Source organism: Ruegeria sp. CDSC051 (genome assembly GCF_059610665.1).
Genome location: NZ_JBXWOC010000001.1, coordinates 376,713 through 402,328 on the forward strand (window position 1 = coordinate 376,713; position 25,616 = coordinate 402,328).

Sequence of the window (25,616 nt, forward strand, 5' to 3'; positions counted from 1 at the left end):
CTAGCCCTGGTTCGGGCCGCGGATCTGGCGGATGGTTTGACGAACGGCTTGCCAATCGCGGGCTTGCTGGGCGTTTCCGGCAGCCTCGCATTCGCGCATTTTCATTGCGGCTTCTGCCTCGGCCTGGTCACCGTGCGCCGTGTATAAAGCCCGTGCATATTGGGCTGTTTTCAGTGCGTCCATTCCTGTGGTCCTCCGTCTGTGGTCGGAATGCCCGAAAGTTCGCGCCCGGCGACGATACCACAGGTTGTACGGGGATGCATCACATGTCGCGGGAAATCGCTGCTCTGAGCTGTTGCAGGTGCTCTGGAAAGTCCCGCGCGGTCACGACTGCCTCGCGAACCAGAGTGTCGAAATGGCGGCTGAAAATTTCAATCCGGTCGCGATCGCGAAAGGCCATGTAATGGCTTCCTGCGTAAAACACGCAAAGAAGGGGACCGAAAATCGTTACGGGAGCCGAATACAGCCGTTTGGCATCGAACAGATAGATACGCAGCCGTGGGTAGAGCTGTTCACACAACTCCAAAAGGTGGTCAATCTGATCCAGCCGCTTGCGAAGGCTAAGACCTTGATAATAGCCGGTTGCATGCGCAAAGCTGTCGATTTCGTACATCGGCATTGCGATCTCGTAATCGGACTGGGCGCTGCGCATCCAGGTCAGTCGATCTTCGGACGCACCTATGGCCTGATCTGCCGTGCGCCCCAGATGCGGTGCGTATTCCCATTCCAGAACGGTGCGGGTCTTGAGCATGTCGGGCAAGGTCGCAGGAACATATCTGATTTTGTAACCCGCTGCCTCTTGGTGCCACTCGAATATGCGCTCATCTACCAGGGCGCGGGGGGCCTCAGTCATGCTCAGCGACAAAGCCAGCAACTCGGCCGCGCTTTCCGGCCGGTCAGACAGGCTCAGCAACCAGTCCGCCGAAACACCCAATGCTGTCGCGCAGCTTCCTACAACATGGGCATTCGGCAACCGTGCCCCGTGATCAGTCAACAGTTGCGATACGGTTGAGCGGTCAACACCGATCTGGCGCGCGAGGGCGCTTCGGCTGATTTGGCGTTCTTCCATTGCGCGGGCAAGGCGCAAACGGAATTGAGCGGCGCGGTCGCGTTTGTCTATTTTATCCTGCATGTGGTGATAAATATCACGTTTGATGAGTTTTGTTAATCATATTCAGAATGTTCAACCTAAGCGGCGGGCCGTATTTCTTAAGCCATAACAATATTATGGGTGACAGAATGGAAACACGACGCAGATCGGTCGTGAAGGCGGTTTTGTGGAACGTGATGGGCCTGATCATCATGTCGGTGGTTGGGCTGGTTGCGACAGGGTCCGCCGCGATTGGCGGAACTCTGGCCGTAGTAAACACGGCGATCGGGCTGACACTCTATGTGGTTTATGAGAGGGTCTGGGCGGGCATTTCGTGGGGGCGCAATGTCTGAGCGCCCGGGTCCGGAATGGGGCACTTTCACGCTGATGCTGGCCTGTTATGCTGCCTGGTTGGCCGTGATCTTCTTCCTGCCCATCTGGTTGGCGGTTCCAGTGATGGGCGCGGTGGCCGCGTTACATTCATCATTAACGCATGAGGCGCTGCATGGGCATCCTTTTCGCGCCAGATGGCTGAACGAGGCGCTGATGGCGCTGCCCTTGACCTTATTCATCCCATATCAGCGGTTCCGAGACCTGCATTTGGCGCATCATCGGGATGCAACGCTGACCGACCCCTATGATGATCCTGAATCAAACTATCTGGACCCAAAAGTTTGGTCGGGGCTAGGTCATTCGCACAGGCGGTTGTTATCGGTGAACAATACTCTGTTGGGGCGGATCGTTTTGGGCCCAGCAATCGGACAGGTTGCCTTTGTCAGGGACGAGTTGCGAGGGGCCGCGCGTGGCGAATGGGACATATTGCGCGCATGGGCTTTGCATATGGCGGGCGTGGTTGTGGTTATCTGGATCGTGACCTTGTCGCCCATGCCGGTCTGGGCCTATGTCCTGTCCGCGTATTTGGGGCTTGGCCTGGTCAAAATACGCACTTTTCTGGAACACCGTGCGCATGAAGATGTGGGGGCAAGAACCGTTATCATCGAAGATCGCGGGATACTGTCTTTTCTGTTTTTGAACAACAATTTACATGTAGTTCATCATCTGAACCCGCGTACCCCCTGGTATCAACTTCCGAAGATCTACCAGCAGGATAAAGAGGGCTATCTGGCCACGAACAAGGCCTATGTATACCCTTCATATGCCGATGTTTTCCGGGCGTATTTCTGGAAGGTAAAAGACCCGGTGGCGCATCCGCTCTGGCCAAAGGGTTGATTTGCGGCCACAAAAGGCGGCATGAGCCTCTGGATACCTGTCACTATCGCCGCCGCAACGTTTCAGACGGTGCGGTTCATGCTGCAAAAATCGCTGAGCAGTGTAAAGCTGACGGCCGCCGGGGCGACATTTGCCCGGTTTGCCTATTCAATCCCGCTGGTTCTAATCGCTCTGATCGCGGCGCTGCAGTTGACGGGGTATTCCTTGCCGCCGCTGACCGCCCGGTTCTGGGTGTTTGCCACCATTGGAGGAACGGCTCAGATCCTTGCCACGATCTGTGTCGTCGCCTTGTTCAAACAGCGCAATTTTGCTGTCGGCATAACTTTTAAGAAAACCGAAGTAATCCAGACCGCCATCGTTGGATTTCTGGTCCTGGGCGATCAGGTCTCGTCCTGGGCGCTTGGTGCGATCTTTCTGGGGCTGACGGCTGTGTTGCTGCTGTCGAAAAGTCCCGGAGGAGACGGGGCGTGGTGGCGACATCTGACGAACCGGGCCTCGCGGCTTGGCCTGGGATCAGGTGTGCTGTTTGCGTTTTCCTCGGTCAGTTATCGGGGTGCCTCGCTTGAACTGGGCGAGATTGATGCGTGGTATCGGGCACTTGTGACGCTGGCAGTCGTTGTCTCGCTCCAGTTCGTCAGCATGGGCCTGTGGCTGTTGTGGCGAGACAGGGCCGAGCTGCGCGCCGTGTGGCAGACACGCCGAACAGGCGTATTTGTCGGACTGACCAGCCTGTGCGGATCGTTCTGCTGGTTCTTGGCATTCACCTTGCAAAACGCCGCCTACGTCAAGGCTCTGGGGCAGGTCGAGCTAATCCTCAGCTTGTTCGCGTCGATCTTGTTTTTCCGCGAAACCATCACCCGGCGCGAGATCGCCGGGATGACGTTATTGGGCGCATCAATTCTGGCGCTGGTTTTGTCTATTTAACCCGTGCGGCGTTCGTCGAAGCTGAGCGCGATAAAGCTGGGCAGGTGATCGCCCATTCCCACGACTGAAGGACCGTTGTCAGCGCGCCGTCCACGGCCTCTGACTTCTTTATCCTTCTTGCGATCTTCTCTTTTATCGTCGCGTTTGGGGGCCTCTGTTGGTCGGACCTCAGTTGGCCGGGCCTTTTTCTCGGGTTTTGGCCTCTCGGGTTTCGGCTCTTCCTTTACCGGATTGTCCAAGCGAGGAATTTCTTTTTGAATCAGCTTCTCGATCGCGGCCAGTGCTTTTTCATCGCGACCCGAACAGATAGTGATCGCTTTGCCTTCGCGTCCGGCGCGACCTGTACGACCGATCCGGTGCACATAATCCTCGGGGTGGCCGGGGACATCGAAATTGATCACATGACTGACAGAGGGCACATCCAATCCGCGCGCGGCAACGTCCGAGGCGACAAGCAGGCGTAGTGTTCCGTCACGGAAACCGTCCAGTGTTTTCGTCCGTTGTGACTGATCGAGATCGCCATGGATCGCGGCAGCATCATAGCCGTATTTCTTCAGCGATTTCGCACAGATATCCACATCGGTCTTACGATTGCAGAAGATGATCGCGTTGGTGCATTTTTCGCCCTCGGAGTCGATCAGCGAACGCAGGACCTGGCGCTTGGCGCTGGCCTCGCGGTCACGGCGACCACCTTTGAACATAACCACACTTTGCTCGATGGTTTCCGAGGCCGTCGCCTGACGGGCAACTTCGATCCGGGTTGGGGCCGACAGGAATGTATCGGTGATCCGCTCAATCTCGGGCGCCATGGTGGCTGAGAAGAACAGCGTTTGGCGTGTGAACGGCGTCAGCGAAAAAATGCGTTCGATATCGGGGATAAAGCCCATATCCAGCATTCGGTCGGCCTCATCCACCACCATGATCTGGACGCCGGTCAACAATAGTTTGCCGCGTTCGAAATGATCCAGCAGGCGACCTGGTGTGGCGATCAGAACGTCGACGCCACGGTCGATCAGCGCATCTTGTTCCTTAAAGCTGACGCCGCCGATCAACAGCGCTTTGGTCAGCTTTACATTTTTGGCATAGGTATCGAAATTCTCGGCCACCTGCGCGGCCAGTTCCCGCGTCGGGCACAGCACCAGCGACCGCGGCATGCGCGCACGTGCGCGGCCACGGGCCAGCAACGTGATCATCGGTAGCGTGAAGCTGGCGGTTTTGCCTGTACCGGTCTGGGCGATACCCAGAACGTCCTTGCCCTCAAGCGCGGGTGGGATTGCGCCTTCCTGGATCGGTGTTGGCGTTTCGTATCCGGCTTCCTCAATGGCTTTGAGGACCTTCGGGTTCAGGTTCAGTTCGTTAAACTTTGTCATGTATGTCCGGTTGTTGCGGACACTAAAACCTGGCCCGCGCGTAAAGAATGTGCCGGGCCCGGATGGCCATGCGATGTTTTGTGCATTTCGGCTTGGCGGGACATAACAAAATCACGGGGCAGGGTCAAATGAAGTCACTTTTACGCTGCAACACCGGCTGACCATGCGGATTTATCGCAACAATTCAGGTACTTCCGGGGAAATGTTTCGCGACTTTTCCATCCAAATCCAGCGGACGGTGCTTAATCAGCCCAAACTTTTCGAGGCGGGTGCGAACTTCTTGGTCGGCGCCGCTGATTTCATCATAGAAAGCCCGCAGGCCTTGAGCCCCATCTTCTTCTTCGATCCAGCTCAGTAATTCATTCATGTTCATTCCGCCTTGTTCGCGCGGAACATTGGGTGACATGCCTGGCTGATACGAGCCCTTTTCGAACCGGAACCGATAATGGGCTAGCCAATGATCCCAGTCAGGTGCATGACGGTGGCATAGATCTACCTGGGGCAGCTCGACCTTGGTCGGGAGGATTTCGCCATCCTGAAACAGATTGTGAATCCGGAAATTGATCTTAGGTAAGCCTTTGCGAACAAAAAGTTTACCCTGAACATGGCTGAGGAATCCAGCAAGTACAAATCCGCCAAAATTCGGATATAGTGCCTGAACGATCCCATCACGGCCCTGACCAGCGGGGATATAGGCTTTGTACAGGTCTCCGGTTCCGCCCACGGGCTCGATCGGACGAACGCGCACCGCTGGGATATGTTGCGGAATCTCCGCTAATATCGCGCCAAGGTCGGATTGCGGCCAGAGGAACTCGTCCAGATCAATATGGGCAAGCCAGTCGACCTCAGCCTTTCTGTAAGTAAAGCTGGCATTTGCGGTTTGCCGGACCTGATGTTTGTCGGGCCTCTCGCGCTTTCGGTTCGCCCAGTACCCTTCGTCGCAGTTGCGTATTTCGATCCGTGGGTGGCGGTTCAGGGCGTTGAACGCAGCCGGGCAGGGCTCGTCCAGATACAGATACATCCGGTCGGCCCCGAGATCGATGTGATAGGCCGCAAACCGAAGTATGTCCGGGGCCGAGCCCCGGATCGTTGATACAATGCCCCAGCTTAGGACATCATCCGGCATATGAAGCTCGTGACCCTGTCACGCCATCATCTCTTTGGTGGCGGTCAGGTTCAGGTCGGGATAGTCCCGCACGACCCGGTCGATGTCCCACTGCAGGCGAGTCAAATAGACGATGTCGCCGTCATGATCATGAGCGATGTGCTGCTTGTTGGCATTGACGAATTTCTCGACCTCAGCCTTTTCACCACTGACCCAGCGGGCGGAGGTGAACTGAGACGCCTCGAACCGTACTGGCAGGCCGTATTCCATCTCAATCCGGCTGGCCAGAACCTCGAATTGCAGCGCGCCAACGACGCCAACGATAAAGCCCGATCCGATCGACGGTTTGAACACCTTGGCCGCGCCTTCCTCGGCGAATTGCATCAGGGCTTTTTCCAGATGCTTGGCTTTCATTGGATCGCCTGGTCTCACGGTCTGCAGCAGTTCCGGCGCAAAGGAAGGGATGCCGGTTACCCGGATCGCTTCGCCCTCGGTCAGCGTATCGCCGATGCGCAGCTGGCCGTGGTTTGGGATGCCGATGATGTCTCCGGCCCAGGCCTCTTCGGCCAGTTCCCGGTCGGATGCAAGAAACAGCACAGGGTTCGAGATTGCCATCGGCTTTTTCGATCGAACATGGGTCAGCTTCATGCCGCGTTTGAAATGGCCCGAGGCCATGCGCACAAATGCCACCCGGTCGCGGTGCTTGGGGTCCATGTTTGCCTGAACCTTGAAGACAAATCCGGACACTTTCTTTTCTTCCGGTGCGATCTGGCGGGGTTCCGCGGACTGTACCTGTGGCTGTGGACCATAGGCGCCGATGCCTTCCATCAGTTCCTTGACGCCGAACGAGTTGATCGCCGAGCCGAACCAGATCGGGGTCATGTGGCCTTCCAATACCGCTTGGGGGTCAAGCGCGGGCAGCAATTCGCGTGCCATCTCAACCTCTTCCAGCAGCTTCTCAAGCAGGTGCTCGGGCACATGTTCAGCCAGCTTGGGGTCGTCCAACCCGTTGATCTGGATGCTTTCGGCCACTTTGTTACGGTCAGCGCGGTCCATCAGCTCCAGCCGGTCGCGAAGCATGTCGTAACAGCCGATAAAGTCGCGGCCGACTCCAATCGGCCAGGCAGCGGGCGTGACGTCGATGGCCAGCATTTCCTGAATTTCGTCGATGATCTCGAACGTATCGCGGCTTTCGCGGTCCATCTTGTTACAGAAGGTCAGGATCGGCAGGTCGCGCAGGCGGCAGACCTCAAACAGTTTCTGGGTCTGGCTTTCCACACCTTTCGCGCCGTCGATCACCATCACGGCCGCGTCCACTGCGGTCAGAGTGCGATAAGTATCTTCCGAGAAATCGCTGTGGCCGGGCGTGTCCACCAGATTGAACCGGAAGTTTCCATAGTCGAAGGACATGGCCGAGGCCGAGACCGAGATCCCGCGATCCTTCTCCATCTGCATGAAATCCGAACGTGTCCGCCGTGCCTCACCCTTGGCGCGTACCTGACCGGCCATCTGGATGGCGCCGCCATACAGCAGGAACTTTTCCGTCAGGGTCGTCTTGCCCGCATCCGGGTGCGAGATGATGGCAAATGTCCGGCGCCGGGCGATCTCGGGCGGCAAGGTGGGTTGGTTCGTGGCGGTATCAAGCATAGTCGCGCGTATAGGCGGGGAATTCTGCCGAAGCAAGACAAAGAGGCTGGTTCGAATCGTCTGCTTGTGGCAATAAGAACATATAGTGAACAAATAATGGAGAGGATCAATGAATTTGAAAGAAATCGCCGATGAGCTGGTGGCGGGATGCCGGGAAAACCGGGCCAAGGCCAATCTGGATAAGCTGTATGCGGCAGATGCCGTTTCGGTCGAGGCCGTCGATGCATCCGGTATGGGACGCGAGGCGCGTGGGCGCGACGCGATCCGTGGCAAGCACGATTGGTGGGAGAGTTCGACCGAAGTGACGGGCGGAAACGTCAGTGACCCGATGGTGCATGGCGAAGACCGTTTTGCCGTGATCTTTGAGGTGCAGGGCAAGTTCAAGGAAAGCGGTGAGAGCTTCGATATGCGCGAAGTTGCGCTGTATCACGTCGCGGATGGCAAGATCGTCCGGGAAGAGTTCTTCTACTAACCCCTTGTCATCAATCTGTCTTCCCTGTCTGCTGGGTGAAAGACATGCGGATAATCACAGATGGGGAGGAACAGATGGATCTGGGAATAGGTGGAAAGCGCGCGCTGGTCTGTGCCAGCAGTAAAGGTTTGGGTCTGGGCTGCGCCGAGGCTCTGGCGGCGGCTGGTGTGAATCTGGTGATGAACGCGCGAGGGGCCGACGCGTTAGAGGCTGAAGCCGCGCGTTTGCGCTCGGAATTTGGTGTCGAAGTGCAGAGTGTTGCGTGTGATGTGACCTCAGAAGAGGGGCAGGCGCAGGTGATTGCTGCCGCGCAGGGCGTTGATATTCTTGTGACAAATGCTGGCGGTCCGCCTCCGGGCCTTTGGTCGGATTGGCAGCGCGAGGACTTCATCAAGGCGTTGGATGCCAACATGCTGACCCCGATTGCCTTCATGAAGGCCCTGTTGCCCGGCATGATGGATAAGGGCTGGGGCCGGGTGGTGAACATCACCTCGCAATCCGTACGGGCGCCGATTGCCGTTCTTGGCCTGTCTAATGCGGCACGGACCGGGCTAACCGGATATGTGGCCGGAACGTCCAGGCAGGTCGCGCCGCATGGTGTGACAATCAATAGCCTGTTGCCGGGGATACATGCGACGGATCGAGCGGATTCTCTGGACGGTGGTGTGGCTGCGCAGCAAGGCATTTCCGTTGACGAGGCACGCGCGCAGCGTGAGGCAACCATCCCCACGCGCCGCTATGGCTCGCGGCAGGAGTTCGGGGCAACCTGCGCGTTTCTGTGTTCGCAGCATGCGGGCTTTATCGTCGGGCAGAACATCCTGTTGGATGGTGGCGCGACCAATCTGACGATGTGACCATGGCGCAAGGATTTTCACTGAAGGATCAGCTGTTTAATGCGGAAAAAACCCGTTATCTGGCGGGGCTTTTTGCCGATGCTGATCCAGGGTTCGATGCACAGGCGTTTCAAACGCAGGTGATGTCACGCCTTCTCGAGCTTGAGTTGAAAGAGCGGATGGCGTGGATCGCCGAATGCCTGCAGCAACAGGTTCCGGGTGAGCTGCCAACTGTCGCTCCGACCCTTTTACGGGCCTTGCCGCCGCCGCTGGATCCGAACAAGACCGACGACGATTTTGGCGATTTCATCTTTGCGCCGCTGGGGGATTGGGTCGTGAATGTCGGCCTTGACCACCCCGACCTCGCGCTGGACGTGCTGGCTGAACTGACGCAGAGGTTTTCGATGGAATGGGCCATTCGCCCCTTTCTCAATCGCCACCCCGAACACGTCATGGAGCGGCTGGAGGATTGGTGCGGACATGACAGCTATCACGTGCGGCGTCTGGTGTCCGAAGGAACCCGCCCGCGTTTGCCATGGGGGCAGGCGGTGGGGCTGGAATTGACCGATCCGCTGCCTCTGCTGGATCGGCTGCATCAGGACCAAACGCGCTATGTGACGCGGTCGGTGGCCAACCATCTGAACGACATCTCCAAAAAAGACCCGGATCTGGTACTGGACCGCCTGCAGGGCTGGTCTCGTTCACAGCGTCAAGACGCGGACGAGCTGCGGTGGATGACCTCTCATACCCTGCGCGGTCTGGTTAAGGCCGGGCACCCACGCGCGATGAAGATGCTGGGATATGACCCTGATACCGATATACAGGTCTCGGTTATGGTAAATGGGCAGGCAAAGATTGGCGGCGCGCTTGAGTTTGATGTTTCATTGGCTGGTGAGGTGAACCAACCCGTTTTGATTGATTATATCATCCATTTTCAAAGACCTGGCGGCAAAAAATCGGCCAAAGTTCACAAGCTGAAACAGGCCGCGCTAAGGAATGGAAACCTGACCTTGAGCAAAAAGCACAAGCTCAAAGGCGATGCGACCACGTTCAGGCTTGTTCCCGGCGCACATCTTCTGGAGATTCAGGTGAATGGCCGGGTGCGCGCGGATCTGGATTTTGAGCTGCTGGGCTAGCTCAACCTTTCGTCAGATTGCTCGGCTTTTTATTGCACGGTGCGCGGTGCTGGGTTAGCTCAACATCAGTCAGATCAGGGGATGACAGCGATGAAGCATGAATCGGTGCAGAACTATTATGGCGAGGTCCTGCAAAGCAGCGCGGACCTGCAGACCAACGCGTGTTGTACGCCCGACGATATGCCGGATCATCTGAAAAAGATCCTCGCCAAGGTCCATGATGACGTGCTGACCCGCTATTACGGCTGCGGGCTGATCGCGCCGCTGGATCTTGAGGGGATGAGCATCCTCGATCTTGGCTGTGGCGCGGGTCGGGATGTATACGCCCTGTCTGCTATGGTAGGTGAGAAAGGCCGTGTGGTGGGCGTTGATATGACACCCGAGCAGTTGGATATCGCTCGCGCGCATCAGGAATATCACGCCGAAACCTTTGGGTATGCCCAAAGCAACGTGGAATTCCATCACGGCTACATAGAAAAGCTGGATGAACTGGACTTAAAGGCGGGGTCTTTCGATATCATCGTTTCGAACTGCGTGATCAACCTGGCCACCGATAAGGAGGCCGTTCTGCGCGGCGCGCATCGCCTGCTTAAGGACGGCGGAGAGATGTATTTCTCGGACGTTTATGCGGATCGTCGCGTACCGCAGGCAATGGCCGAGGATGAGGTTCTGTATGGCGAGTGTCTGTCCGGTGCGCTGTACTGGAATGATTTTCTGTCGATGTCTCGCAAAGCCGGTTTCGGCGACCCGCGTCGAGTCACGCACCGCTCCTTGACCATCGAAAATCCGGTTCTTGAGGACCGCGTGGCACCGCTCAAATTTCTGTCAGCCACCTATCGTCTGTTCAAGTTACCTGCGTTGGAACCCGCCTGTGAAGATTATGGTCAGGCCGTGATCTATAAGGGCACTGTCCCCAATGCGGCGCACATGTTTGAGCTGGATGACCACCACGCAATCGCGACGGGTAAGGTGTTTCCGGTGTGCGGCAACACATGGATGATGCTCAAAGACACGCGGTTTGCGCGGCATTTCGAGTTCATCGGTGATTTCTCAACCCATTACGGCATCTTCGAAGGCTGCGGTGGTGAAAGCCCATTTGAGGCGACCGGGCAGGCCGAAACGGGCGGCTGCTGCTGATCCCTTGCACCCAAAGGGAGGTGTTGCTATCCCCGCCCAAGCCCGATTGATTTGATCGGGTAAGGCTACGGGGTCCATCGGTGACAGTAAACGCAACTCCTCCGCGTCTGGAAATTCGCAATCTGGTCGCCCGGTACGAAGGTCGGGTGGTGGTTGATGACGTCTCGCTGACCGTGCAAGCGGGGCAGGTGACATGCCTGTTGGGGCCGTCAGGGTGCGGCAAGTCAACGACGCTGCGGATGATTGCCGGTGTCGAGATGCAAGAGACAGGCCAGATCTATGTCGATGGCAAGCTGATCTGCGATACGGTGTTCCGTGTCCCGCCTGAGCGGCGCGAGATTGGCCTGATGTTTCAGGACTTTGCCCTGTTCCCGCATCTTAGCGTAGCTGACAATGTTGCCTTTGGCCTGAAGGGTAGCAAAGATGAAAAACGCGCACGCGTGGATGAGTTGCTGGCCAAAGTCGACCTGATGCGGTTCGCAGACAGCTTTCCACATCACTTGTCGGGCGGTGAGCAACAGCGGGTGGCCCTGGCGCGCGCATTGGCCCCACGCCCCCGGATCATGTTGATGGACGAGCCGTTTTCGGGGCTCGATAACCGGTTACGCGATGGAATTCGGGACGAAACTCTGGCGATCCTCAAGGAAGAGGACGCCGCTGTGCTGTTGGTTACCCATGAACCCGAAGAAGCAATGCGTATGGCCGATGAGATCGCCCTGATGCGCCGTGGCAGAATCGTTCAACAGGGTGCGCCTTACAACGTCTACACCCGTCCTGCGGACAAAGCTGCAGTTGCATTCTTTAGCGATATAAATGTGTTAGGCGCGCAAGTTAACGGAGCTTTGGCCGATACGCCATTTGGTCAGTTTCTTGCTCCGGGTGTGCCGGATGGAACGAATGTTGAGATTGTATTTCGGCCTCAGCACGTCCGTTTGGATTTTGATCGCAATGGCAAAGGTCCACTGCCGACACCGACGGACGGGGTAGCCGCGCGTGGTGTGGTCGAACGGGCGCGTTTTCTGGGCAACGAAAGCTTAATTGAATTCCGTATGGACTATGATGATTCAATCTTGAAAGCGACCGTTCCCAACGTGTTTGTCCCGCAAGCGGGGCGGGTCATGTGGCTGACCATTCGCCGCGATCGGTGCTTTGTATTCCCCAAATAGGGTCTAAAACTGCAGTTTAGGCGCAAGTGGTGCGTGAAAGCCTCAGATTGCGCCTGCGGGTTGCTTGCCGCAGTGCGGAGCTGGGTCTATCAAGGAAAAAACGCTGCGGTGGATGGGGCATATGCGTATTCTTCTAACGAATGATGACGGTATCAATGCGCCGGGACTTATCGCACTCGAGGCGATTGCTGCCGATCTGGCCGGACCGGATGGTGAAGTCTGGGTCGTTGCGCCCGCTTTCGAGCAATCCGGCGTGGGGCATTGCATCAGCTACACGCACCCGATGATGGTTGCCAAGCTGGGAGAACGCCGTTTTGCTGCGGAAGGATCACCAGCTGATTGTGTCTTGGCCGGTTTGCACGATGTGATGAAGGACGCACCACCCGACCTGGTATTATCTGGTGTGAATCGTGGGAACAACTCGGCCGAGAATACGCTGTATTCTGGCACAGTCGGGGGCGCGATGGAGGCGGCCCTGCAGGGGGTTCCGGCTATTGCCCTGTCTCAATATTTCGGTCCGCGCAATTTGGGGCTGGATGACCCGTTCGAATCCGCGACCCGATTTGGTGCCGAGCTGGTTCGTAAGATACTGGGGGCGACGCCGGCAGAACAAGGCGATTACCGTTTGTTTTACAACGTCAATTTCCCCCCAGTGCCTGCGGATGAAGTACTGGGCACCCGGATCGCCCCTCAGGGTTATCGGCGTGACACACATTTCTCGGTCGAGCCGCACAGCTCACCTTCGGGGCGGCGGTTTCTGTGGATCAAGGGCGGGTATCAACACAACCCGACTGCACCTGGGACGGATGCTGCCGTCAATCTGGCAGGCTATATCTCGGTCACACCAATGCGTGCGGATCTGACGGCACATGACGCGTTGGAAGCGTTAAAGTCGATCGAATGAGCGGACTGGACCCTGAAACAACCATGCAGTTCCTGTTTGCCCTGCGTTCGCGCGGGGTGACGGATGCACGTGTGCTGGCAGCAATGGAGCAGATAGATCGCGGCAGATTTGTCAAAGGCCTGTTTGCAGAACGCGCCTATGAGGATACGCCGCTGCCGATTGCGTGCGGCCAGACGATCAGCCAACCGTCTGTCGTTGGGCTGATGACGCAGGCGCTGGAAGTACGTCCGCGTGATACCGTGCTCGAGATCGGGACCGGATCGGGCTATCAGGCCGCGATCCTGTCGAAACTGGCACGCCGGGTATACACGGTCGAGCGTCATAAGCGACTTGTGCGCGAAACCGGCCAGTTGTTCCGTGATTTGGGGCTGACAAATGTGACGGCAATGTTGTCGGATGGTTCGTTTGGTCTGCCCGAGCAAGCCCCGTTTGATCGTATCATCGTGACCGCAGCTGCCGAGGACCCGCCCGGGCCGCTCTTGGCGCAGCTCAAAATCGGCGGTATCATGGTTTTGCCGGTGGGGCAGTCGGATACGGTCCAGACATTGATCAGGGTCCGACGCACCGAATCCGGTTTGGACTATGACGAATTGTTGCCTGTCCGTTTTGTGCCCTTGTTAGAAGGGCTTGGGAAGGATGGAGCTTAAAGGAATATTCTGCAAAATGCGCCGGAACCCCGATGAACAGGGGCAGGTGTCGAGGACAATAAAATGAGAGCAGTTTCCAAATCAGCAATGCGCCGCTGTGCGTTAGGAGTGGCTAGCCTTGCAATCCTGGCTGGGTGCGAAGGGCCGCTGGACTATGATCTTCGCGGACAGGTAGGCGGTTTTTCCACCGCCGAAGCAGCACAGTCGGCGACGACCAACCGGCCCGCTCCGGATGCCAGGGGTGTCATCACATATCCGACCTATCAAGTGGCGATTGCTCGCCGCGGTGACACTGTCAGAGACTTGGCCGCAAGGGTTGGTTTGCCTGAAGGAGAGCTGGCGCGTTTCAATGGTCTAATGCCTACAGATACCCTGCGCGAGGGCGAAGTTGTGGCACTGCCCCAGACGGTCGGTTCCGCAAGCTCTGTCGATATAGCGACGATAGCTGGTACGGCAATCGACGAGGTCCCCGCAAATGGCTCGGTCCGTACATCAACGCTTGAGCCCGCAAAACCTGCGGCGGCACCGGCACCAACCGGTCCCGAACCGATCCGCCACAAGGTGAAACGTGGTGAAACGGCATTTACAATTTCACGCCTCTATGACGTTCCCGTTGAGGCGCTGTCAGACTGGAATGGATTGGATTCCGATTTTACCGTCCGCGAAGGCCAGTTCCTTCTGATCCCGGTGAAAAGCCAATCCGCACCGCGCAAAGCTGCTGTGCCTGCAACGAATGTGACACAGCCCGGCCAGGGGTCTCCGACACCGACGCCGCCCAGTGCTACGCAGCCCTTGCCTGACGAAACCATTTCCCCGGCCACTCCGGCACCTGATGTGACCGCCGAGGCACCAACAAACCAAAGCAATTCGGCGCTTGGGCTTCCTGTGAACGGTACGATTATCCGCACCTATCAAAAGGGAAAGAACGAGGGGATCGACATCGCAGCGGCCGCAGGATCGCCTGTAATGGCGGCAGAGGCGGGAACTGTTGCGGCGATCACTGCTGATGCAGATCAGGTTCCGATCATCGTTGTTAAACACAACAGTGATCTGCTGACCGTCTATGCCAATGTGGCAGATATCACGGTCAAGAAAGGGGATCGCGTGCGACGAGGGCAGAAGATTGCCTCGCTGCGGAGCGGGGACAACGCCTATGTCCATTTCGAAGTGCGCAAAGGCTTCGAATCTGTAGATCCAGAGCCCTATCTGAAATGATAAGAATGGCCCCGTCAGGGCCATGCCGCTGGCAGGGATAATCCCAACCCGATGACGGCAGGGTTAAGCGTATGGGTCGTAATCGCTCAGACGCTTTCCCGGCTCGTCTGCAAAAATCTCGGGCAGGGGAAGGACGGTTTCGATCAGGTCAATTCGGAAGACCCGGAAACCATCGCGGAGTTCACACCAGGAAGTCAGCGTCCAGACTCGTCCCCAATACTCCATATGCAATGGCCGAATGGTGCGCTCGGTCAGCACGCCGTCGATCCTGCGGTAACTCAGACGTAATTTTTGTCGTGATTTGATGGCGGCGCGGATCGGGGCCATATGCGCCAGCCCGCGTGCGGCATCGGCAAAGGGGTATACCGCAAATTTCCAGCTGTCAGCCTCGGCAATCACCTGGGTCGGCAGCACGGCGTCGATCTTTTCAGCCAAAGACTCGGCGGCGGTTTTCAAGTCGGGGTCGGCGGCCTCGGCCACGATTGCCATGCCAAGGTTCAGCGCTTCCAGTTCGGCCGGGGTCAAATTCAGCGGGGGCAGGGTGATCTGCTCACGCACCATATAACCCACGCCGCGCTCACCTTCGACCGGAACGCCCGAGGCGGCCAACGTATCCATGTCGCGATAGATCGTGCGGACCGACACCTCGAGCCGATCCGCAATGTCCTGCGCACGGTGCAGTTTGCCGTCGCGCAGGATCTGGATGATGTCGAACAGGCGGTCAGTGCGGCGCATGACACGCCGTTCTGACCGCGATCAGGCGGTCATGTTCCATAGCACGTTCTCGTGGCGCATCTGCATGCCTTCGGGGTTGATCGCGGCGATCAGTGCGGGCGCAAAACCCTGCTGCGGGAACTGCGCAGCTGCGTCCTGTGCGGCCTTCATATCGGTCCAGATCACGTAGTCAGTCCAGCGCCCGTCTTCGCCTTGACTGAGTTGACGATGGGCAAACCCCGGAGCTGCGCGTACAAAGGCTTCGGACGCTTGGCTGAGTTTTACAAACTCTTCCGGGGTTGTCCCGTTGGCGAGGGTGAAGGTGACGATTTCTGCAACATGGGTCATGTGAATCTCCGTTGACCAGGTTTCGATACCGCCTACCTAGCCCCTACCAACTGACACAAACCTGTCAGTTGATCAATCCGAGGCCGTAAAAAACATCGGATCGGATCAAATTTGAACGCAGATTTGAACAACTCACTTTTGCAGGCGGGCCAGCGGGCGTAGACACGGACCCAGATCACATTTCCGGCGTACGGCGCCGACGTTAAAGGAGAAGAGAGATGCTCAACAATATTGGCCTTCCCGGCATTCTGCTGATCGCAGTTGTGGTTCTGGTGCTATTCGGCCGTGGCAAAATCAGCTCGTTGATGGGCGAAGTGGGCAAAGGCATTACGTCATTCAAGAAGGGCGTCAAAGAAGGCGCAGAGGAACTGGATCAGGACGCATCCGAGCTGGCCAAGGACGTCACGCCCGAGACCGACAAAGACAAGGTCTGATCCGGTATGTTTGATCTGGGCTGGACCGAGCTTCTGGTCATCGGCGTCGTTGCCCTGATCGTTGTGGGGCCAAAGGATCTGCCGGTTTTGTTCCGTAATGTCGGTCGTTTTGTCGGCAAGGCCCGTGGCATGGCGCGCGAATTCAGCAGTGCCATGAACGATGCGGCGGATCAGGCCGGTGTAAATGACATCAAAAAAGGTCTCAACGCGGCCACTAACCCTGTAGGCAGCGCCATGGATGGTGTGAAAGAAGCCGCGCAGGACCTGGCCAAAAGTATCGACCCCACCAAGTTTGACCCCGATAGCGAGACCGGTAAGCTGGCCGCCGAACGGGCCGAACAGGCCAAGAAAATCCAGGCCTCGACCGCACGCGCTGCGGCCGAGCGGAAGGCGAAAGAAGCCGCCGACGCGCTGGCCAAGGCTGAAGAGGCCGAAGCCGCGCTGAAAACCGAAGGCAAATCATGACCGACACAGACGAGATCGAAGACAGCTCGGCCCCATTGATCGAGCATCTGGCGGAACTGCGCACGCGGTTGATCCGCGCGGTCATTGCCTTTGTAATTGGCATTGTCCTGGCCTTTACGGTCGCGGAACCTATCCTGCAATTCCTGGTCCAACCAATCGAGGCAACGCTGCGCGATCTGGGCGATCCGTCTCCGACTTTGCAATATACCTCGCCACAGGAATATCTGTTTACGCTGTTCCGAATTTCGATGGTCTTTGGCTTCGCGCTGGCCTTCCCGGTGATTTCCTATCAGCTGTGGCGCTTTGTGGCACCTGGTCTGTACCGGTCTGAGAAGGGCGCTTTCCTGCCATTCCTGGTCGCCTCACCGTTCATGTTCCTGCTGGGGGCATCTTTTGCACAATTCGTGGTAACGCCGCTGGCCATGCAGTTCTTTTTGGGCTTTGCGGATGTCAGTTCGATTTTTGCCAATCTGTTGTCGGCGACTACCGGAGATGTTCCGGAAGAGATCGTGGTTGTGCCCGAAACCACCGAGGGCGTGAAGATCACGTTCTTCGGCAAGGTGAATGAATCGCTGGATATCACGCTGAAATTCATCCTTGCCTTTGGTCTGTGTTTCCAACTGCCTGTGCTGCTGACCTTGATGGGTAAGGCCGGACTTGTCAGCGCCGAGGGTTTGGGCAGTGTCCGAAAATACGCCATGGTAGGTATTCTGGTGCTTGCTGCCCTTGTGACACCGCCAGACGTGATCACTCAGATCATCCTGTTTGTCGTGGTCTATGGCCTCTATGAGGTGTCGATCTTCCTTGTCGCCCGAGTTGAGAGAAAGCGCGAGGCCGAGTTGCGCGCAGAAGGATACTATGACGGCGAAGAAGAGGCGGATGCCGATATCATCCACGAAGAAGACGGCAAATAAAGCTGCGATCAAGCAATGAACAGGCGCGCCCAGCCCGGCGCGCCTTTTTCATGCGCCGCTCTTGTCGCGCCGGGCGGAACATGGTTTGAGACCCTGCAGACACGACCGGAGGCCCCAATGGATGACCAAGCTCTGAACCGTATTGCCGACGCGCTGGATCGCATGGCCCCGGCGCCTCTGGCCGCGCCCGATTTTGCCGCAGCTCCGGCTTTTGTCTGGCATGTCGAACCCGACCGCCTGGAACCGGTTAAGCAGGTCAATCGGGTCGATTTGGATCTCTTGGTGGGTATCAACCGGTCTCGCGATACACTATTGGACAATACACGCCGCTTTGCCGCTGGATTTAAGGCCAACAATGCGCTGCTCTGGGGCGCGCGTGGTATGGGCAAATCCAGCCTTGTCAAAGCGGTCCACGGCACCTTGCAGAACGAACATCCTGATCTGAAACTGGTTGAGCTGCAGCGCGAGGATATGGGCTCGGTCGCGCGGCTGCTGAACCATCTACGTGCAGCGCCGCATCGGTTCATCCTGTACTGTGATGACCTGTCCTTCAGCCACGATGATCAGCACTACAAATCGCTCAAGGCAGTGCTGGACGGTGGCATCGAAGGTCGCCCGGAAAATGTGGTGTTCTACGCCACCTCAAACCGCCGCCACCTGATGCCGCGGGATATGATCGAAAATGAACGTTCCAGCGCCATCAACCCGTCTGAGGCCGTAGAAGAGAAGGTCTCACTGTCGGACCGGTTCGGGCTATGGCTGGGTTTCCATCCTTGCGATCAGGACGAATACCTTGCCATGATCGACCGCTATTGTGCTTCTTACGGCGTCTCGGTCGACGCAAACACCCTGCGCGCCGAAGCGATCGAATGGCAAGCCACACGTGGCGCGCGCTCGGGCCGTGTGGCATGGCAATTCTTCGTCGATCTGGCCGGAAGAAACGGTGTTCACATCGCGTAATCCGCCGGCTTCATCTGGCTAAAAATACCTCCGCCGGAGGCATGGCCCAATGGGCCATTCCTATAACAGAGCCAGAATGCGCGCCGCTTCATCTGCGGTGCTGGTCAACCCATCCCGATCCTCACCGGGATGAAACCGGGCACGCACGGCAGTAGGCATGGCAGCCGGTTCCACGATGCTCACACGCGGCCCGGTGCGCTCAGTTTCCAGCGCCCAGCTACGGGCCAGAGCCATCTGCGCCGCCTTGGTGGCACCGTAGATGCCATAGAATTTCTCGCCCGCCTTCGGATCATCGAAAAATACCGCATGGCCGGCCTCACCCAGCAAAGGCGTAACATAGGGGATCAGGACCGACGTGGCGGTTGCGTTGGTGTTGATGGCTTTGGTCCATTCCTTGGGGTCAATGAAATGGGTCGGCGTCAGGGCCGAAGTGTGAACCGCAGTATGCAGCCACAGGTCCACCTTGCCCCAGCGATCATGGATGCCACGACACAGTGTCGCCATCGCATTCGGATCGGCAATATCCATCGGAGCCAGGGTGGCTGAACCGCCCTTTACTTTGATGCGGTCGTCCAGTTCTTCCAACCCGCCGGTGGTGCGGGCGACAGCGACGATGTGGTACTCTGGTGCCAGCGCCTCGGCCAGGGCAGCGCCCAGCCCGCGTGAGGCCCCGGTGATGAGGGCGATTTTAGTCTGATCGGTCATGACTGCGGTTTGAACCCAAGCGCGCAGCGCGTCAAGACAGGATTAGCTGCCCGGGATCGCTATGCGCGTCGTCTGACCGCTTTGTCGCAGCATGATGCCCTCGGCATCAATGGCCACAACCGTCCCGGATGAGACACGGCTGCCAAGCTTGACCTCTTTGACCCGGCCAGAAGACATCCGCATCAGCGCGCGCATGTCGGCTTTTGGCCCAAACACCCCAAGCAGGGTGACAGACTTCTTGCTAAGCGCGCCCTGTTGCGTGGCCGCGCTTGTGACGGTTTTGTTTGACATAGAGTGCGGCTGCGGCACACGGCCCCAACCCCTTTTGATGAGTGGTTGGAGGCGGACTATCAAACGCAACAAGGGAACAAAAGGTCCGGTGAATTGTCCGTTCCGTCACTTTCAAAAGGTAGTCGGTGAACCCATTGCGATTGCATTTCCTTCGCCAAAAAGTTGTGCGCGGAAACTAAGCGAATTTACACCGATGCAGGTCGGAAACCGCCCGGCTTGAACCGGGCAGAGAGCTACCGATTCGCCGGGAACTTACCCCGAAGCCAGCTTGGCCGCGTTCCAGGATCCGCCGGGTACCTGCATGTCTTCACGTTTTTTACTAACGCGTGAACTGCTCTCGAGCGTATCCAGATAGTCTTTGCTGACGCTTCCGGTGATGTATTTTCCGTCAAAACACGAACAGTCGAACGCTTCGATTTCTGGATTTCCTTCCTTGGCGGCCCAGATCAGATCGTCCAGATGCTGATAGATCAGGGCGTCTGCACCCAGCTCTTGCCGGATTTCCTCGACCTCTTTGCCATGGGCAATCAGCTCATGTTTGGTGGGCATGTCGATGCCATAGACATTCGGGTATTTCACCGGCGGTGAGGCGCTGGCAATGTAGACCTTCTTGGCTCCAGCTTCGCGGCACATTTGCACAATCTTCTTGATCGTGTTCCCGCGGACGATGGAATCGTCGATCAACAGAACATTGTGGCCGTCAAACTCCAGCGGAACCGCATTCAGTTTGCGGCGCACGGATTTCTGACGTTCGGCCTGACCGGGCATGATGAACGTTCGTCCGACATAGCGGTTCTTTACCAGTCCTTCGCGATAGGGGATGCCGGTGATCTTGGCTGCCTCAAGCGCGACCGGGCGGGCGCTGTCTGGGACCGGGATGATCCGATCAATCTCAAGCCCTGATTCCTGGATCTGTTTGGCCAGAGTCTGCCCCATACGCATCTGCGTTTTATAGACAGAGACGCCGTCCAACAGAGAATCCGGACGCGCGAGATAGACATATTCAAAGATACAGGGTGTCAGCTTTCCTTCAACCGCCTGGAATTCGTGCATGTTGCCGTCCAGGTCGATCAGGATCGCTTCGCCAGGGCGCAGGTCGCGCATCTTGTTGAAGCCGTTGATGCCAAAGGCCACATCTTCCGAGGCAAACGCAAAGTCGTCGCCACCGCTTTCGGTTTCGCGGATGGCCACCGAGAGCGGGCGAATTCCGTGCGGGTCGCGGAAGGCCAGCATTCCGACACCTGCAATTAGGCAGATCACCGAATAGGCGCCCTGTACCCGTTCCATCGTCATCTTCACACCGGCAAAGATGTTCCGAATGGGCTCGGCGTTGCCATTGACCTTGATTGCGTCAGCGACCTTGTCCGCCAGAACGTTCAGCAGAATTTCCGAATCTGACGTTGTGCGCAGGTGGCGGCTGTATTTTCCAGTGACCTTCTCACGCTGTGCGGCAGTGTTGGTAATATTGCCGTTATGAACCAGGTAGATGCCATACGGGGCATTCACGAAGAACGGCTGCGCCTCGGCCGCACTGAGCGACCCGGCAGTCGGATAGCGCACATGGCCAATGCCGACCTTTCCAAGCAGGGTATCGGCGTCCTGAGCGTTAAACACGTCCTTGACCAGCCCGTTGGCTTTCTTTTCGCGGAAGAACTCTCCGGTATAAGTGACGATACCCGATGCATCCTGACCCCGGTGCTGCAGCATCAGAAGCCCGTCATAGATTTCCGCAAACACATCATGTGTTCTGCTTGCGATCCCCAAAATCCCACACATGTACGGGCTCCAAATTACTATGACGATTTAAGTTGTGGCGGTGTTCGGAACATCAGCATGGCGGTGTCTTTGCCTGATACTTCCCATAGATCTTGGGATGCAGACGCGCCCTGGTCGCAAGCGGCAGGCGCGAAAGAAAACAGATACAGCAAGATCGGCAGCTCCGATTCCATGTCAGTTCGGACTTCACATAAAGCCTTACGGAGGCTGTGTCATCAAAGGATCACATTTGCGATTTGACGCAGGTGGAATTTGCCACAATGGCCGAACAAAAGGTGACAGGTTTCGCAGCTTGTGCTGTCATAGAGGAAACAATCCGAAACAATAGTTTCTTCAAGCCAAGCGGATTTCAGACATGTGGCAAAACAATCAAGGTCAGAAAAAGCAAGAACCGGTAAAACGCCGGTGCCACCGATGCCGTGGAATGGGGCGCGCACCCTGTCAGATTTGCGGAGGCGCAGGTGAAGTGATCAAAAGTCGGGACATTTTTGGCAAGCCCATCATGTCCCGTTGCGAAGGGTGCTTTGGGCTGAAAAACATCAGATGCACCGTTTGCGCCGGAGAAGGGTTTGTCTAAGCCGAATTGAAAAAGCCCGGCTTTGACCGGGCTTTTGCTTTATTCCGCTGCAGGTGCTGCAGGTGCGGCAGGTGCGTCGGATGGATCGGCGCTTTCACCACAGCTGGCTACCAGTTCTTCATATTGGGATGTTACCCACCCCAGCGCGGCTTCGGGGTTTTGCTCTTCGATTTTGTCGCTGAATTGTTCGAACACTTTGGCTGACCGGCTTTCATCGACGATGGTGTAGGATTGGCCCGTCATGACTGTGTCATAGACGAAGAAGGCAATCGCCACCAAAAGGATGCCGCGCGCGATTCCAAAGAAAAACCCAAGTGCCTGATCCAAGCCGCCCAGTGCAGACCGTTGCACAAGAGATGAGAACAGTGGGGTAAATATACTAACCACGATCAGGGCAATGGCAAACACGCCAGCGAACCCGGTGATAACCGACAATTCACAACTGTCGCGCAGGAAATCTCCGACAACGGGGATTTCTTTGACCAGTGGAACGGCCTGTGGTGCGAAAATGAATGCCAAAACTGCCGCTGCAACCCATCCCGCGATCGCGAGAATTTCCCGCAACAGGCCACGGGAATAGGCCAGCAGACCCGATATAACGATGATCAGGGCAACTACCCCGTCAATTATTGTAAAACCTTCCATGGCCCTCGCCCGTAATTTTTTCTGCCCCTCAAGGCGTTACCTTAACCTGCTCCGAAGGTTTCGCCAACAAACCCTACCAAATCAGAGGGCCGGGTGAGTGTCAGACCTGCCACAGTACCGGTTTTCCCGCCTGCCGGAGCTATGGCGGATGTGAAACCAAGTTTTTGGGCTTCTTTCAACCTGTTTTCTGTCTGAGGGGCCGGTCTAAGTGCCCCGGACAACGAGATTTCTCCGAAAACGACGGTGTCCGTTGGCAGGGCCGTGTCCTCGCGCGCGCTGAGTAGCGCTGCAGCAACGGCAAGGTCCGCGGCTGGCTCGGTGATTTTAAGCCCGCCTGCGACGTTGAGATAGACATCGAGCCCGGCAAAGGGGATGCCGCAGCGGGCTTCGAGCACGGCAAGGATCATTGCCAGCCGTCCGCTATCCCATCCGACGACGGTTCGGCGAGGCTGAGAGTGGGGGGATGGGGCAACCAGCGCCTGAAGCTCAACCAGAACCGGCCGTGTCCCTTCGATACCAGCAAATACGGCCGATCCGGGGCTGGGCTTGCCGCGTTCAGATAGAAACAGGGCCGACGGGTTTGTGACTTGTGCCAGACCCTTGCCTGTCATCTCGAACACGCCAATCTCATCGGCTGGACCAAACCGGTTCTTGACCGCACGCAGAATGCGGAACTGATGCCCGCGTTCGCCTTCGAAATAAAGAACGGTATCAACCATGTGTTCAACCACGCGGGGGCCAGCGATCTGACCATCTTTAGTGACATGGCCAACCATGATGATTGAAACTCCGTGTCGTTTCGCAAACGTGGTCAATTCATGTGCTGCGGCGCGGACTTGTGACACTGAACCCGGTGCGCTGTCGACGTTGTCGGCCCACATGGTTTGAATTGAGTCGATGATTGCGAGACCGGGTTTCTCGGCTTCCAGCGTGGTGAGGATGTTACGCAGGTTGGTTTCGGCGGCCAGTTGCACGGGCGCATCTTCAAGCCCTAACCGGCGCGCGCGCATCCTAACCTGCGCGCTGGCTTCCTCGCCCGAGACGTAAATGGTTTTCACACCTGCACGCGAGAACCGGGCCGCGGCCTGCAGCAAAAGGGTGGATTTGCCGATGCCCGGATCCCCACCTACCAGCAAGGCCGAGGCGGGGACGAGTCCGCCTCCCAGCACGCGATCCAGCTCCTCGACCCCGCAGAGTGTGCGGGGTGGGGGCGTTTCCTCGGTCGACAGGTCCGTGAGTGTGATAGACTGGCCGCGCTTACCACCGAGGGATTTTTTGGCCGGGCCAGCCGAAAGGGGTACGTCTTGCGTGATGGAATTCCATTCACCGCAACCGTCACAGCGCCCGGACCACCGTGAATGAGTGGCACCGCAGGCCGAGCATGAAAAAGTTGTCTTTGCCATGGCGCCCTTGGTGCCCGAGGAATGGCGGTTCTTCAAGCCCTCGTGGGCCTTCATCTCCACCGGTACCGCGCCATATCCTCAGGCCCGTTTGGGCCATCGTCCATGGCGGGCGCTGTCGCGCCTATTCGGCGGCGCGAGGTGGCGACATAGCTATGACGCTCGACGGCTTCGATGCACCGTCCTTGGGCTGCTGCAGTTGCGCTGACAATTCCGGCAACAGTTCGAAAAGTTCGTCGCGCAGGCGGGTTAGCTGAGAACGAGCGATGGATTCTTCGATTTCAACATCATGGGTCCACTGGCGCAGCTCGTGCTGAATGGTTTGCGCCTCTTCCAGCCGTTGCTGAAACAGTTCGATCTCTTCCTGGCGTTGCTGCAGGAATGTGCGGGCACGGGCGATGCGGGTATCCCCGTAAGTTTCGGCCAGTTCTTGGCTGATCTGGCTCATTTGCGCGGCCAACTCCAGAATCTCTGGTTCGAGCGATTGTAGGTTGGGATGTTGGCGCAGGAAGGCCATCCGCTCTTTGACCGCATCAAATTCGGACGACAGGATAAATGCCCCGCTGCGGTCCTGCGCATGGGCCAGCTGATAGGCATGGGCGATGTCGTGCATGTTCAGCGCAAATTTACGGTGCGCGTTTTCCAGGGCCATCATCCGGGCATTCGCAGGAAGGTAGAAGGCCAGCATCAGGATCAGAGCGGTCAGGCCAATCTGAACATAGATCCCGGCGTCGATGATGGTACCGCCTGCCAGTCCGGCTTGCATGGAAAGCCATGGCAGCACGCCCAGGGCGGATAGCATAGTGGTTGCGACGGCCAGAAAAGCCGCGGAACAAATCAGAAAAAATGTCAGTCGTAAAAATGCGTTTTGAAACTGTAATGTTAACGTGTGGAGTGCGGTCATGTTCGACGATCTCCTTCTCAAACCGATACATATCGGGCCGAAGCGGACAAAGGTTGAACATAATTTTTGATCCGCTACGGACCGATCACTACAAGAAACTGGCTGCTCGAAATATTAAGATGATACTCAGATAAGTGTTTTCAATCAATTAGGTCTGATGATTTCGTGATCTGGATGTCATCTCGGTAATAATACCTAGGGCGATTGAGGCCAGAATACAGGCCGTAAACAGGTAAAGCCCCCATGCGGTTTCGATGGTCGCGTAAGAGATGCCTTTGGCCAGAGTGATATAGAGCGCGATCAGGAAAATGTCGGCCATCGCCAGCTTGCCGAGGATGTTCAGCGCCGGCTGAACGCGCGCATCCAGCAGGTCCCATTGGATCAGGGCGGTGCCGATGGTTTTCAGATAGGGGGCAAAAAGGGCAAAGACGGTGACGATCAGCGCGAGGAAGATATCGGACTTCCAAAGGGACTGGAGCCCGGTGATGACGCTGATTTCGCTGAGGCCGAAGATGGGCAGAAATCCCGCGCGCATCAGCGGAGCGAACCACGCGATGGGGTAGAGGATCAGCAGAGAGAGGGTGACGAGGCGGAGGGTCATTATAGA

At 57.3% G+C, this 25,616-nt stretch carries 29 protein-coding genes; 15 read left to right on the top strand and 14 right to left on the bottom strand.

Features of this window, described 5'->3' with window-relative positions:
- Together AC2FH0_RS01875 and AC2FH0_RS01880 are read right to left on the bottom strand one after the other, a co-directional pair.
- Positions 1 to 183 carry a hypothetical protein gene (locus AC2FH0_RS01875; RefSeq protein ID WP_142633436.1) on the bottom strand — a complete coding sequence of 61 codons (183 nt, stop codon included), beginning with the start codon at positions 181 to 183 and terminating at the stop codon, positions 1 to 3.
- Positions 184 to 262: 79 nt separating this feature from the next.
- The gene (locus AC2FH0_RS01880; protein WP_142633438.1) at positions 263 to 1,132 is read right to left on the bottom strand and encodes a helix-turn-helix domain-containing protein; all 870 of its coding nucleotides are present in this window, start codon (positions 1,130 to 1,132) and stop codon (positions 263 to 265) included.
- 107 nt (positions 1,133 to 1,239) lie between these two features.
- Between AC2FH0_RS01880 and AC2FH0_RS01885 the strand changes: the two genes are divergently transcribed.
- From AC2FH0_RS01885 to AC2FH0_RS01895, 3 genes are read left to right on the top strand one after another with little or no spacing between them, the layout of a single operon-like run.
- Positions 1,240 to 1,443: a DUF2061 domain-containing protein gene (locus AC2FH0_RS01885; RefSeq protein WP_142635106.1), complete on the top strand. Its 204-nt coding sequence runs from the start codon at positions 1,240 to 1,242 to the stop codon at positions 1,441 to 1,443.
- Complete coding sequence (locus AC2FH0_RS01890) at positions 1,436 to 2,320, top strand: fatty acid desaturase (protein WP_496788401.1); 885 nt, start codon at positions 1,436 to 1,438, stop codon at positions 2,318 to 2,320. The genes AC2FH0_RS01885 and AC2FH0_RS01890 overlap by 8 nt, the downstream gene beginning before the upstream one ends.
- 21 nt (positions 2,321 to 2,341) lie before the next feature.
- On the top strand, positions 2,342 to 3,244 hold the full coding sequence (locus AC2FH0_RS01895) for an EamA family transporter (RefSeq protein ID WP_496788403.1): 903 nt from the start codon (positions 2,342 to 2,344) through the stop codon (positions 3,242 to 3,244).
- On the opposite strand, the gene AC2FH0_RS01900 is transcribed toward AC2FH0_RS01895, so the two are convergent.
- The 3 genes from AC2FH0_RS01900 to AC2FH0_RS01910 form a co-directional block, all read right to left on the bottom strand.
- Positions 3,241 to 4,614, bottom strand: a complete 1,374-nt coding sequence (locus AC2FH0_RS01900) for a DEAD/DEAH box helicase (RefSeq protein ID WP_496691135.1) — start codon at positions 4,612 to 4,614, stop codon at positions 3,241 to 3,243. The two genes, AC2FH0_RS01895 and AC2FH0_RS01900, sit on opposite strands and share 4 nt — an antisense overlap.
- 184 nt (positions 4,615 to 4,798) lie before the next feature.
- On the bottom strand, positions 4,799 to 5,740 hold the full coding sequence (locus tag AC2FH0_RS01905; protein WP_496788404.1) for a glycosyltransferase family 2 protein: 942 nt from the start codon (positions 5,738 to 5,740) through the stop codon (positions 4,799 to 4,801).
- An 18-nt stretch (positions 5,741 to 5,758) separates the two neighbouring features.
- Entirely contained in the window at positions 5,759 to 7,366 is a 1,608-nt protein-coding gene (locus tag AC2FH0_RS01910) for a peptide chain release factor 3 (RefSeq protein ID WP_281971993.1), read from the bottom strand.
- A gap of 109 nt (positions 7,367 to 7,475) precedes the next feature.
- Here AC2FH0_RS01910 and AC2FH0_RS01915 point away from each other — a divergent pair, with 109 nt between their 5' ends.
- From AC2FH0_RS01915 to AC2FH0_RS01950, 8 genes are all read left to right on the top strand, one after another.
- Complete coding sequence (locus AC2FH0_RS01915) at positions 7,476 to 7,838, top strand: SnoaL-like domain-containing protein (RefSeq protein ID WP_496788406.1); 363 nt, start codon at positions 7,476 to 7,478, stop codon at positions 7,836 to 7,838.
- Between the two features lie 74 nt (positions 7,839 to 7,912).
- Positions 7,913 to 8,692 carry an SDR family oxidoreductase gene (locus tag AC2FH0_RS01920; RefSeq protein ID WP_496788771.1) on the top strand — a complete coding sequence of 260 codons (780 nt, stop codon included), beginning with the start codon at positions 7,913 to 7,915 and terminating at the stop codon, positions 8,690 to 8,692.
- Between the two features lie 2 nt (positions 8,693 to 8,694).
- Positions 8,695 to 9,807, top strand: a complete 1,113-nt coding sequence (locus AC2FH0_RS01925) for a YhaZ family DNA alkylation repair protein (protein WP_496788409.1) — start codon at positions 8,695 to 8,697, stop codon at positions 9,805 to 9,807.
- A 90-nt stretch (positions 9,808 to 9,897) separates the two neighbouring features.
- Positions 9,898 to 10,944 carry a methyltransferase domain-containing protein gene (locus tag AC2FH0_RS01930; RefSeq protein WP_496788411.1) on the top strand — a complete coding sequence of 349 codons (1,047 nt, stop codon included), beginning with the start codon at positions 9,898 to 9,900 and terminating at the stop codon, positions 10,942 to 10,944.
- An 80-nt stretch (positions 10,945 to 11,024) separates the two neighbouring features.
- Positions 11,025 to 12,110 carry an ABC transporter ATP-binding protein gene (locus AC2FH0_RS01935; protein WP_185956606.1) on the top strand — a complete coding sequence of 362 codons (1,086 nt, stop codon included), beginning with the start codon at positions 11,025 to 11,027 and terminating at the stop codon, positions 12,108 to 12,110.
- Between the two features lie 121 nt (positions 12,111 to 12,231).
- Positions 12,232 to 13,014: a 5'/3'-nucleotidase SurE gene (surE, locus tag AC2FH0_RS01940; RefSeq protein WP_271947395.1), complete on the top strand. Its 783-nt coding sequence runs from the start codon at positions 12,232 to 12,234 to the stop codon at positions 13,012 to 13,014.
- The gene (locus AC2FH0_RS01945; RefSeq protein ID WP_142633458.1) at positions 13,011 to 13,661 is read left to right on the top strand and encodes a protein-L-isoaspartate(D-aspartate) O-methyltransferase; all 651 of its coding nucleotides are present in this window, start codon (positions 13,011 to 13,013) and stop codon (positions 13,659 to 13,661) included. Before surE ends, AC2FH0_RS01945 begins: the two co-directional genes overlap by 4 nt.
- 63 nt (positions 13,662 to 13,724) lie before the next feature.
- Entirely contained in the window at positions 13,725 to 14,876 is a 1,152-nt protein-coding gene (locus AC2FH0_RS01950) for a peptidoglycan DD-metalloendopeptidase family protein (protein WP_496712948.1), read from the top strand.
- A 63-nt stretch (positions 14,877 to 14,939) separates the two neighbouring features.
- Here AC2FH0_RS01950 and AC2FH0_RS01955 read toward each other — a convergent pair whose 3' ends face one another.
- The gene (locus tag AC2FH0_RS01955) at positions 14,940 to 15,611 is read right to left on the bottom strand and encodes a helix-turn-helix transcriptional regulator (protein ID WP_496693449.1); all 672 of its coding nucleotides are present in this window, start codon (positions 15,609 to 15,611) and stop codon (positions 14,940 to 14,942) included.
- 21 nt (positions 15,612 to 15,632) lie between these two features.
- On the bottom strand, positions 15,633 to 15,938 hold the full coding sequence (locus AC2FH0_RS01960; RefSeq protein ID WP_142633465.1) for a hypothetical protein: 306 nt from the start codon (positions 15,936 to 15,938) through the stop codon (positions 15,633 to 15,635).
- A gap of 218 nt (positions 15,939 to 16,156) precedes the next feature.
- Here AC2FH0_RS01960 and AC2FH0_RS01965 point away from each other — a divergent pair, with 218 nt between their 5' ends.
- From AC2FH0_RS01965 to AC2FH0_RS01980, 4 genes are all read left to right on the top strand, one after another.
- Positions 16,157 to 16,372: a twin-arginine translocase TatA/TatE family subunit gene (locus AC2FH0_RS01965; RefSeq protein ID WP_142633467.1), complete on the top strand. Its 216-nt coding sequence runs from the start codon at positions 16,157 to 16,159 to the stop codon at positions 16,370 to 16,372.
- A gap of 6 nt (positions 16,373 to 16,378) precedes the next feature.
- Positions 16,379 to 16,837, top strand: coding sequence for a Sec-independent protein translocase protein TatB (gene tatB / locus AC2FH0_RS01970; RefSeq protein WP_281971998.1), 459 nt, complete (start codon positions 16,379 to 16,381; stop codon positions 16,835 to 16,837).
- On the top strand, positions 16,834 to 17,751 hold the full coding sequence (gene tatC / locus AC2FH0_RS01975) for a twin-arginine translocase subunit TatC (protein WP_281971999.1): 918 nt from the start codon (positions 16,834 to 16,836) through the stop codon (positions 17,749 to 17,751). The genes tatB and tatC overlap by 4 nt, the downstream gene beginning before the upstream one ends.
- Before the next feature lie 117 nt (positions 17,752 to 17,868).
- The gene (locus AC2FH0_RS01980) at positions 17,869 to 18,711 is read left to right on the top strand and encodes an ATP-binding protein (RefSeq protein WP_281972000.1); all 843 of its coding nucleotides are present in this window, start codon (positions 17,869 to 17,871) and stop codon (positions 18,709 to 18,711) included.
- 60 nt (positions 18,712 to 18,771) lie between these two features.
- Here AC2FH0_RS01980 and AC2FH0_RS01985 read toward each other — a convergent pair whose 3' ends face one another.
- The 7 genes from AC2FH0_RS01985 to AC2FH0_RS02015 all read right to left on the bottom strand — a co-directional run bounded on the left by AC2FH0_RS01985 (position 18,772) and on the right by AC2FH0_RS02015 (position 25,610).
- Complete coding sequence (locus tag AC2FH0_RS01985) at positions 18,772 to 19,416, bottom strand: SDR family NAD(P)-dependent oxidoreductase (protein ID WP_496701166.1); 645 nt, start codon at positions 19,414 to 19,416, stop codon at positions 18,772 to 18,774.
- Positions 19,417 to 19,458: 42 nt separating this feature from the next.
- Complete coding sequence (locus AC2FH0_RS01990; protein WP_496788413.1) at positions 19,459 to 19,707, bottom strand: hypothetical protein; 249 nt, start codon at positions 19,705 to 19,707, stop codon at positions 19,459 to 19,461.
- Positions 19,708 to 19,959: 252 nt separating this feature from the next.
- Positions 19,960 to 21,483, bottom strand: a complete 1,524-nt coding sequence (gene purF, locus AC2FH0_RS01995) for an amidophosphoribosyltransferase (protein WP_281994533.1) — start codon at positions 21,481 to 21,483, stop codon at positions 19,960 to 19,962.
- 616 nt (positions 21,484 to 22,099) lie between these two features.
- Positions 22,100 to 22,705, bottom strand: a complete 606-nt coding sequence (locus AC2FH0_RS02000; protein ID WP_496788415.1) for a CvpA family protein — start codon at positions 22,703 to 22,705, stop codon at positions 22,100 to 22,102.
- A gap of 41 nt (positions 22,706 to 22,746) precedes the next feature.
- Positions 22,747 to 24,108, bottom strand: coding sequence for a DNA repair protein RadA (radA, locus tag AC2FH0_RS02005; RefSeq protein ID WP_142633484.1), 1,362 nt, complete (start codon positions 24,106 to 24,108; stop codon positions 22,747 to 22,749).
- A 121-nt stretch (positions 24,109 to 24,229) separates the two neighbouring features.
- Positions 24,230 to 25,009, bottom strand: a complete 780-nt coding sequence (locus AC2FH0_RS02010; protein ID WP_142633486.1) for a DNA repair protein — start codon at positions 25,007 to 25,009, stop codon at positions 24,230 to 24,232.
- A 148-nt stretch (positions 25,010 to 25,157) separates the two neighbouring features.
- Complete coding sequence (locus AC2FH0_RS02015) at positions 25,158 to 25,610, bottom strand: paraquat-inducible protein A (RefSeq protein ID WP_271947376.1); 453 nt, start codon at positions 25,608 to 25,610, stop codon at positions 25,158 to 25,160.
- Between the last annotated feature and the right edge of the window lie 6 nt (positions 25,611 to 25,616).

Excerpts from the sequence above, each read along its gene's own strand:
- AC2FH0_RS01875 (WP_142633436.1), bottom strand. The coding sequence starts at position 183 with ATGGACGCACTGAAAACAGCCCAATATGCACGGGCTTTATACACGGCG.
- AC2FH0_RS01880 (WP_142633438.1), bottom strand. The coding sequence starts at position 1,132 with ATGCAGGATAAAATAGACAAACGCGACCGCGCCGCTCAATTCCGTTTG.
- AC2FH0_RS01885 (WP_142635106.1), top strand. The coding sequence starts at position 1,240 with ATGGAAACACGACGCAGATCGGTCGTGAAGGCGGTTTTGTGGAACGTG.
- AC2FH0_RS01890 (WP_496788401.1), top strand. The coding sequence starts at position 1,436 with ATGTCTGAGCGCCCGGGTCCGGAATGGGGCACTTTCACGCTGATGCTG.
- AC2FH0_RS01895 (WP_496788403.1), top strand. The coding sequence starts at position 2,342 with ATGAGCCTCTGGATACCTGTCACTATCGCCGCCGCAACGTTTCAGACG.
- AC2FH0_RS01900 (WP_496691135.1), bottom strand. The coding sequence starts at position 4,614 with ATGACAAAGTTTAACGAACTGAACCTGAACCCGAAGGTCCTCAAAGCC.
- AC2FH0_RS01905 (WP_496788404.1), bottom strand. The coding sequence starts at position 5,740 with ATGCCGGATGATGTCCTAAGCTGGGGCATTGTATCAACGATCCGGGGC.
- AC2FH0_RS01910 (WP_281971993.1), bottom strand. The coding sequence starts at position 7,366 with ATGCTTGATACCGCCACGAACCAACCCACCTTGCCGCCCGAGATCGCC.
- AC2FH0_RS01915 (WP_496788406.1), top strand. The coding sequence starts at position 7,476 with ATGAATTTGAAAGAAATCGCCGATGAGCTGGTGGCGGGATGCCGGGAA.
- AC2FH0_RS01920 (WP_496788771.1), top strand. The coding sequence starts at position 7,913 with ATGGATCTGGGAATAGGTGGAAAGCGCGCGCTGGTCTGTGCCAGCAGT.
- AC2FH0_RS01925 (WP_496788409.1), top strand. The coding sequence starts at position 8,695 with ATGGCGCAAGGATTTTCACTGAAGGATCAGCTGTTTAATGCGGAAAAA.
- AC2FH0_RS01930 (WP_496788411.1), top strand. The coding sequence starts at position 9,898 with ATGAAGCATGAATCGGTGCAGAACTATTATGGCGAGGTCCTGCAAAGC.
- surE (WP_271947395.1), top strand. The coding sequence starts at position 12,232 with ATGCGTATTCTTCTAACGAATGATGACGGTATCAATGCGCCGGGACTT.
- AC2FH0_RS01945 (WP_142633458.1), top strand. The coding sequence starts at position 13,011 with ATGAGCGGACTGGACCCTGAAACAACCATGCAGTTCCTGTTTGCCCTG.
- AC2FH0_RS01950 (WP_496712948.1), top strand. The coding sequence starts at position 13,725 with ATGAGAGCAGTTTCCAAATCAGCAATGCGCCGCTGTGCGTTAGGAGTG.
- AC2FH0_RS01955 (WP_496693449.1), bottom strand. The coding sequence starts at position 15,611 with ATGCGCCGCACTGACCGCCTGTTCGACATCATCCAGATCCTGCGCGAC.
- AC2FH0_RS01960 (WP_142633465.1), bottom strand. The coding sequence starts at position 15,938 with ATGACCCATGTTGCAGAAATCGTCACCTTCACCCTCGCCAACGGGACA.
- AC2FH0_RS01965 (WP_142633467.1), top strand. The coding sequence starts at position 16,157 with ATGCTCAACAATATTGGCCTTCCCGGCATTCTGCTGATCGCAGTTGTG.
- tatB (WP_281971998.1), top strand. The coding sequence starts at position 16,379 with ATGTTTGATCTGGGCTGGACCGAGCTTCTGGTCATCGGCGTCGTTGCC.
- tatC (WP_281971999.1), top strand. The coding sequence starts at position 16,834 with ATGACCGACACAGACGAGATCGAAGACAGCTCGGCCCCATTGATCGAG.
- AC2FH0_RS01980 (WP_281972000.1), top strand. The coding sequence starts at position 17,869 with ATGGATGACCAAGCTCTGAACCGTATTGCCGACGCGCTGGATCGCATG.
- AC2FH0_RS01985 (WP_496701166.1), bottom strand. The coding sequence starts at position 19,416 with ATGACCGATCAGACTAAAATCGCCCTCATCACCGGGGCCTCACGCGGG.
- AC2FH0_RS01990 (WP_496788413.1), bottom strand. The coding sequence starts at position 19,707 with ATGTCAAACAAAACCGTCACAAGCGCGGCCACGCAACAGGGCGCGCTT.
- purF (WP_281994533.1), bottom strand. The coding sequence starts at position 21,483 with ATGTGTGGGATTTTGGGGATCGCAAGCAGAACACATGATGTGTTTGCG.
- AC2FH0_RS02000 (WP_496788415.1), bottom strand. The coding sequence starts at position 22,705 with ATGGAAGGTTTTACAATAATTGACGGGGTAGTTGCCCTGATCATCGTT.
- radA (WP_142633484.1), bottom strand. The coding sequence starts at position 24,108 with ATGGCAAAGACAACTTTTTCATGCTCGGCCTGCGGTGCCACTCATTCA.
- AC2FH0_RS02010 (WP_142633486.1), bottom strand. The coding sequence starts at position 25,009 with ATGACCGCACTCCACACGTTAACATTACAGTTTCAAAACGCATTTTTA.
- AC2FH0_RS02015 (WP_271947376.1), bottom strand. The coding sequence starts at position 25,610 with ATGACCCTCCGCCTCGTCACCCTCTCTCTGCTGATCCTCTACCCCATC.